Genomic DNA, 5,909 nt, shown 5'->3' on the forward strand with positions numbered 1-5,909 from the left:
CGTCTTATGCGCTTGGCTGGCGTCCGCGGCGTGAGGAAGTCGAAACGCGTGTTCACCACCCGCTCGGACAGGACGACGGCGCTCCCTGCCGATCTCGTGAACCGCAGGTTCACCGCTCCCGCGCCCAGGCGGCTCTGGGTCTGCGACGTCACCTACGTCGCGACGTGGTCCGGGTTCGCGTATGTCGCGTTCGTCACGGACGTGTACTCGAGACGCATAGTCGGCTGGAACGTCGCATCGACGTTGCGGTCAGAGGTCCTGCCTATGCCGGCGCTCGACATGGCCGCGTGGGGCGCGGGCGGCAGGCTCGACGGGCTGATCCATCACGCGGACCACGGGTCGAACTCCACCGCCATGGTCTACACCGACCGGATCGTCGAACTCGGCGCCGTCTCCTCGACGGGCACCGTCGGCGACTCGTTCGACAACGCGATGGCCGAGGCAGTGAACAACCTCTACAAGACTGAACTCATCCGTCAGCGCGGCCCCTGGCGAACCGTCGAGCAGGTTGAGCTCGCGACTCTGGAGTGGGTCTGGTGGTGGAACAACCAGCGGCTCCACGGCGAGCTTGATATGCGCACCCCCGCCGAGGTCGAGAACGCGTACTACGCTGACCTCGAATCAGCCAATCCGGCCCCTGCCGGACAAGGCTCCCGATAGGAACGAAAGTCAGGCCGATTCAGAGACCCGTTCTAAGCGGGTCGGGCTTCCTCCATCGGCTGATGTCCTCCATCAGCTCGTTGGAACGCCTACGCGCGAGTTCGACCCGGGGCTTAGCTTTCTCCGAAAGCCACTCCATGCGATCCGCTACGACGTCCTCGGTTTCCCCCATGGTCGAACGGTACCGGTGACTGTTTGTCCGCGGCAGAGCTAACGATGCCGTCGTTCAAAACCGATCGTTTGTGGTGCAGTTGCCCGCCAGTCGATCCAACATGTGAGCAGAAGTAATACCCCTCCGAGGCTGCGCAGCAGCGGAGGCCTGATATCCCGACTGCGCAGCAGCCGGGCTACCTCGCGTAGCGGGGTTGCGATGAGATCCCCTGGCTGGCGGAAACCGGCCTCCTGCCTCATCAGCGGAGAGGCTCCAAGACGGCGGGACCGGCACCTTCCTCCCCGCAGGTGGTCTGCGCTCGCGCCGTCATCTCCCGTCCTCCCCGTGGGTCGGGGCAAGGTGTCCGCTGATTCGATCGCAGCTTGCGGATAAGTCCGCCCACCAGAAGCCCTGTCTGACCTGTCTTTCCTGACCGGGTCCCGAGCCCTCGTCATAGGCGTCCGCGGTACCCGGTCGTCGCGCATGCTCCCATCCTCCGCCCCGGAGATCAGGACGCGACAGCTGCGTCGGTCTTGTCCTCGGCGAGCTGGCTGATGCGGGCGGGACTGACGCCGAGAAGCACCGCGGCGTCGGAGACCGTGACGCCATGCGCGCGAAGTTCGCGCACGACCGTGCGAGCCTGGCGCGCTGCAGCGACCTGACGCTCCTGCGCCGCCGCTGTGGCCTCCCGCGCCTCCTTGACGCGAACCGAAACGCCGGTCCCGAGATCAGGGATGAGGTTCACCTGCACATCGCTGTGGTCGACGTCGGGGGCGAGGGTGTCGAGGTAGTCGCGGACCTGCTGCTCTGCACGGTCGAGAGTGCGCACCTGAGTCACAGGATCGCCGTCGATTGCGAGTTCCCATCCGCCGTCCCAGCGGGTGGCCATGACATCGATCATCGTCATCGGTCCTGTCCCTTCATTTCCTCGATGGCCGCCAGCGCCTTCCGCGTCAATCCTGGCGACACCGTGGCCCAGACGTGAGCACGGCAACCATGCGCTGCGCCGAATCCACCCGCGGCTTCATCTGTAGGGAACATGACCCGAATCCGCCCTGGGCGAGGAATTGCGCGGGAAATCTCGGGACGCGTCACGGTGACGCGAGCGCCTCCACTGCCCCCTCCGGCAGCACGACCCACCCCTCCCGCCGGACGATGTCGAGGACCTCGGATGCCGGGGGCTCGAACGCCCCGAGCGCACCGGCGCGCGTCGCCAGAGCGGCCACCACCGCGTCGAAGGCATCGACGTTCGCGACCGCGAGCGGGGCGAAGCCGCCGAGTTCGAGCCACGGAGCGCGCGCGGACAGTGTCTCGAGGAGAACGGCCCGGCGCTCGGCATCCACCCGGTATCCGGTCGTGTCGAAGCCCCACAGACGCAGCGAGCCGCCGGGGTACACCTCGAACAGGCGCCCCTCGGCTGCTCGGTCGACGGGGAAGCCCGCCTCGGCGAGCCGCCCGAGAAGCCCCGCGCACCGCAGCGCGGTGACACCGAGGCGATCGGTCGAGACGCTGAGCGGCCAGCGGCCGATGCGCTCGCGCACCACGTGATCGGTGTGGCGGTAGACGAGCGGGCGACGCCAGTCGGCTCCGCCGTCAACGAGCTCGTGGGCGGAGCCGGAGTGGTGTGCGCGCACGAAGTCGACGAACGCGTCGGGCCAGCCGAGCGGGCAGTCGACCCCGAGCCAGACCGCTTCGCCGGAGACGGATGCCACGATCGTGGCGTCATCGACCCCGGCCTCCAGCCGTGTGAGCCGGGCGCCGCCGTCGGTCCAGACGAGCTCGGCGAGGGCGGTGCCGGGCACGCCCGCGGCCAGGTCGACGCCGATCGTTCTCACCCGCGCAGCCTACGGCCCCACGCCACGGGCGGCTCGGCCGCCCGTGCGGAATACCGTCGACGACGCCGTGGTTTCCCGCGGTGTGACTTCGCACGCTGCCGCCCTCGATCGCGCGCTCGCGTCGCTCGAGATCCGCGCCGAACACGCGCGCCGCTCGACACTCGAGGCGGGCGAACGCCTGACGGTTCCGCCCGGCGAGGCGACGCTGCTCTTCGTGCGCGCGGGAGAGATCACCGGCGACATCGGCGAGAATCTCGGCTGCTCGATCGACGCCGGATCGGGTGAGGCAGCGACCCTGCGCGGCCGCCGCACGCTCCTCGCGGGCGACGCTCTCGTCTCGCTCGGCTGCCAGCACCTCGCGCTCGCGTCGCAGTCCGGGGCCGAGGTCACCGTCATCTCCGTGAGAGTGGCACGCACCCTCCTCTCCGGCGCGCTCCCCGGCGTCGTCTTCGTCAACGACTTCACGCGCGCCGAGCCGGCCGCAGCGGCACTCGCCGCCCACCTCGGCCAGTCCCCCCGCCCGGGCGACACGACCATCTGCCACATCATGGTGCGCACGGTGGTCCTCGCGGCGATCCGCGCGTGGGCCTTCGCCGATGCGAACGCCGCGTGGCCGCCGCGCTCGGAGGATCCGTTCCTGGATCGTGCCGCCGCAGCGATCGTCGCGGATCCCGGGCACACCTGGACCACCGACGAACTCGCCGGTCTCGCCGCGATGTCGCGCTCGGTGTTCGCCGAGCGGTTCCGCGAGGCCTTCGGCCGCTCCCCCGGAGGCTACGTCACCGATGCGCGCGTGCGCCGCGCCAAGGAGCTCCTCGAAGCCGGCGAGTCCGTGTCCGAGGTGTCGCGGACCCTGGGCTACGCCTCCGATGAGGGCTTCCGCCGCGCGTTCCGCCGCGTCACCGGCGTGGCCCCCTCGCGATGGCGCGCCGCCGCGAGGCCGGTCCCGATCGCGCACGGCTGAGCCGCGACGGCCGGGATCAAACCGCCACGGCTGTGCCGCGCGTCACGTGGGCACGCTCAGCGCGAGTGCGGCACCCGCAGCGACAACCCGAACAGCACGGCACCGACGACGAGGAGCGCCGCGCCCACGGCATCCGTGACGACGATGCCCACTCCGTCGACCAGCAGCCCGCCGATACCGGCGGCCGCGACGATCGCGAGCTGGAAGCCCGTGACCACGAGGCTGCCACCCGCCTCGAGTCGGTCCGGCATCCGGTGTCCGACCCAGGTGTTGACGATGATCAGCCACGACGCGAAGAGGAAGCCCCACGCGAACACCGCCGCGGCGACCGCCGCGAATCCGGGGAGCGAGAGCACCACGACGATCGACGCCGCGATCGCGAGCGGACCGACGACGGACAGGATGACGAACGCCCGGTCGACCACGATCCCGATGACGATGTTGCCGATGAGCCCGCCGGCTCCGAACAGCGTCAGGAGAAGGACCACCGTTGCGGCATCCACCTCGGGGAGGCGCTCCAGCGCGAGCCGCACGTAGGTGTAGGCGAGGAAGTGCCCGAGCACGATGAAGACGTGGCCGACGAGTCCGAGCGCGGCTCCGGGCCGGCGGCGCGTGTCGACGAGGAGTCGGATGCTGGATGCCGCGGCCGCCGGCACCGGGGGCAGGACGAGACGCACGGCCACCCCCACGACGGCGGAGGCGAACCCGACGACGAGGAACGCCAGACGCCAGTCGAGCGCTTCGCTCAGCAGGACGCCGAGGGGGACGCCCGCGACGGTGGCCAGCGACAGACCGGCCGAGGTGAACATGACGGCGCGACCGATGCGGTCGGGCGCCGACAGCGAGGCCGCGACCGTGATCGACATCGACCAGAAGGTCGAGATCGCCGCGCCGAGGAGGAAGCGCGCGACGAGGATCGTGACGAAGTGGGGGGCGACCGCCACGGCGATGCTCGAGACCGCGGCCGCGGCGGCCGCGATCACGAGCAGCGTGCGGCGGTCCAGACGCGGGAAGATCAGCCCGACGGTGGGAGCCATCAGCAGCCCGGCGAGCGCGGTGACCGTCACGGTCTGCCCGGCCTGGCCGGGGGTGATGCCGAGACCCGCGGCCATCTCGGTGAGCACACCGTTGGGGAGGAACTCGGCGGTGACGAGCAGGAAGCTCATCAGCATCAGGACGACGAGCCCGCCGTATCTCATGCGGGCGACGGGAGCGACGGGAACGGGGGCGGTCATGGTCATGGCTCGATGCTCGCAACGGAGCATTCCGCGCGCCCGACCGATCGTCCGGGGCACCCCACCGTTCGTCCGAGCACGATCGTCGGCGCGCAACCGGTCGCCCTCACCCGCCGGACCTGAGAAGATCACCCCATGGCAGACGACGACCTCCCCGACTCCTTCGAGCCGGGCCTTCGCGTGCCTCCGCGACCCCAGCCGCCCGCGCCGCCCGTTCCGAAGGGCGACCTCCGGGTGGCCTCGATCATCGCGATCGTCACCGGGAGCATCGTCATCGCCTGGCATATCTTCCTGGTCTCGGTCAGCGCGATCGCCGACTTCGATCAGTTCGTATGGGTACAGCTCGGCATCTGGGCGCTCGCCCTCGTGTCGTTGGTCACCGGCATCCTGAGTCTGAACGCCCGCATGGCGCGCGAACTGGCCGCGGCCGGGTTCATCGCGGGAGTCGCCGCGGCCCTGCTGTCGCTGGGCATCGGCTTCTTCAGCGGAGCGGACTTCCTTCCCTGACGCCTTTCCGGCCCGGACGCGTCAGCCGGCGCATTCCTCGCTGAGCTCGGTGAGTGCCCACGAGCTCGCGGTGCGCTCGAGGTGCACCGTTCCGCAGTCGCCGTTGGCGTACGTCACCTGCAACATCGCGTCGTCGGCGGTCTCGGACTCGACGTCGACGGTCACATCGGCGGGGAGCCCCGCCGCCGCATAGAGGGCCGAGCTCTGCCGGATGAGGGTGGCGCAATCGTCGATCTCCACGCCGGTCGCGGCTTTGTACTCGGCGATCATCCGCTGCTGGAGGGGCTCGGTCAGCGCACCGCACGCGGCGACGGTGTCGGCGGAACGCACCGCCGTCCACCAGGTCTGGAACGCCGCGACCGGGCCGTCGGCCGGCACCGGCGATGCGGTGGCGACGGGGCTGGCATCCGACGTCGCGGCCGTCGTCTCGGACGGCTCGTCGGATGCCGAAGACCCGGTGCACCCGGTCAGGGCGAGACCGGCGGCGAGCAGGGTGATGACCAGCGCGTGGGGGGATCGCATCCCTCCATTGTCGCCGAGGCGGGCGTCGGCGTCAC

The 5,909-nt window shown here is 70.3% G+C and carries 7 protein-coding genes; 3 read left to right on the plus strand and 4 right to left on the minus strand.

All coding sequences use genetic code 11. The features are described 5' to 3' along the window. Positions 1-6 precede the first annotated feature (6 nt). Positions 7-660: an IS3 family transposase gene (locus P2P98_RS08600; RefSeq protein WP_275799172.1), complete on the plus strand. Its 654-nt coding sequence runs from the start codon at positions 7-9 to the stop codon at positions 658-660. A gap of 659 nt (positions 661-1,319) precedes the next feature. Here P2P98_RS08600 and P2P98_RS08605 read toward each other — a convergent pair. Both P2P98_RS08605 and P2P98_RS08610 read right to left on the minus strand, forming a co-directional pair. After that, positions 1,320-1,718 (minus strand): antitoxin HicB, encoded by a 399-nt coding sequence (locus P2P98_RS08605; protein ID WP_275799160.1) that lies wholly within the window; start codon positions 1,716-1,718, stop codon positions 1,320-1,322. Between the two features lie 184 nt (positions 1,719-1,902). Then, on the minus strand, positions 1,903-2,646 hold the full coding sequence (locus tag P2P98_RS08610) for a DUF429 domain-containing protein (RefSeq protein WP_275799162.1): 744 nt from the start codon (positions 2,644-2,646) through the stop codon (positions 1,903-1,905). A gap of 82 nt (positions 2,647-2,728) precedes the next feature. Between P2P98_RS08610 and P2P98_RS08615 the strand changes: the two genes are divergently transcribed. After that, positions 2,729-3,610, plus strand: a complete 882-nt coding sequence (locus tag P2P98_RS08615) for an AraC family transcriptional regulator (RefSeq protein WP_275799165.1) — start codon at positions 2,729-2,731, stop codon at positions 3,608-3,610. A gap of 56 nt (positions 3,611-3,666) precedes the next feature. Here the strand turns inward: P2P98_RS08615 and P2P98_RS08620 are convergent, their stop codons facing one another. After that, positions 3,667-4,851: an MFS transporter gene (locus tag P2P98_RS08620; RefSeq protein WP_275799166.1), complete on the minus strand. Its 1,185-nt coding sequence runs from the start codon at positions 4,849-4,851 to the stop codon at positions 3,667-3,669. Positions 4,852-4,980: 129 nt separating this feature from the next. Between P2P98_RS08620 and P2P98_RS08625 the strand changes: the two genes are divergently transcribed. Then, positions 4,981-5,352 carry a hypothetical protein gene (locus P2P98_RS08625; RefSeq protein ID WP_153003261.1) on the plus strand — a complete coding sequence of 124 codons (372 nt, stop codon included), beginning with the start codon at positions 4,981-4,983 and terminating at the stop codon, positions 5,350-5,352. Between the two features lie 21 nt (positions 5,353-5,373). Here the strand turns inward: P2P98_RS08625 and P2P98_RS08630 are convergent. Beyond that, on the minus strand, positions 5,374-5,909 hold a 536-nt coding region (locus P2P98_RS08630), incomplete at its 5' end, for a hypothetical protein (RefSeq protein WP_275799169.1).

It is taken from the genome of Microbacterium sp. Kw_RZR3 (assembly GCF_029222405.1).
Taxonomy (GTDB): Bacteria; Actinomycetota; Actinomycetes; order Actinomycetales; family Microbacteriaceae; genus Microbacterium.

Coding starts and splice junctions, on each gene's coding strand:
- P2P98_RS08625 (WP_153003261.1), top strand. CDS start 4,981: ATGGCAGACGACGACCTCCCCGACTCCTTCGAGCCGGGCCTTCGCGTG.
- P2P98_RS08605 (WP_275799160.1), bottom strand. CDS start 1,718: ATGACGATGATCGATGTCATGGCCACCCGCTGGGACGGCGGATGGGAA.
- P2P98_RS08600 (WP_275799172.1), top strand. CDS start 7: ATGCGCTTGGCTGGCGTCCGCGGCGTGAGGAAGTCGAAACGCGTGTTC.
- P2P98_RS08620 (WP_275799166.1), bottom strand. CDS start 4,851: ATGACCATGACCGCCCCCGTTCCCGTCGCTCCCGTCGCCCGCATGAGA.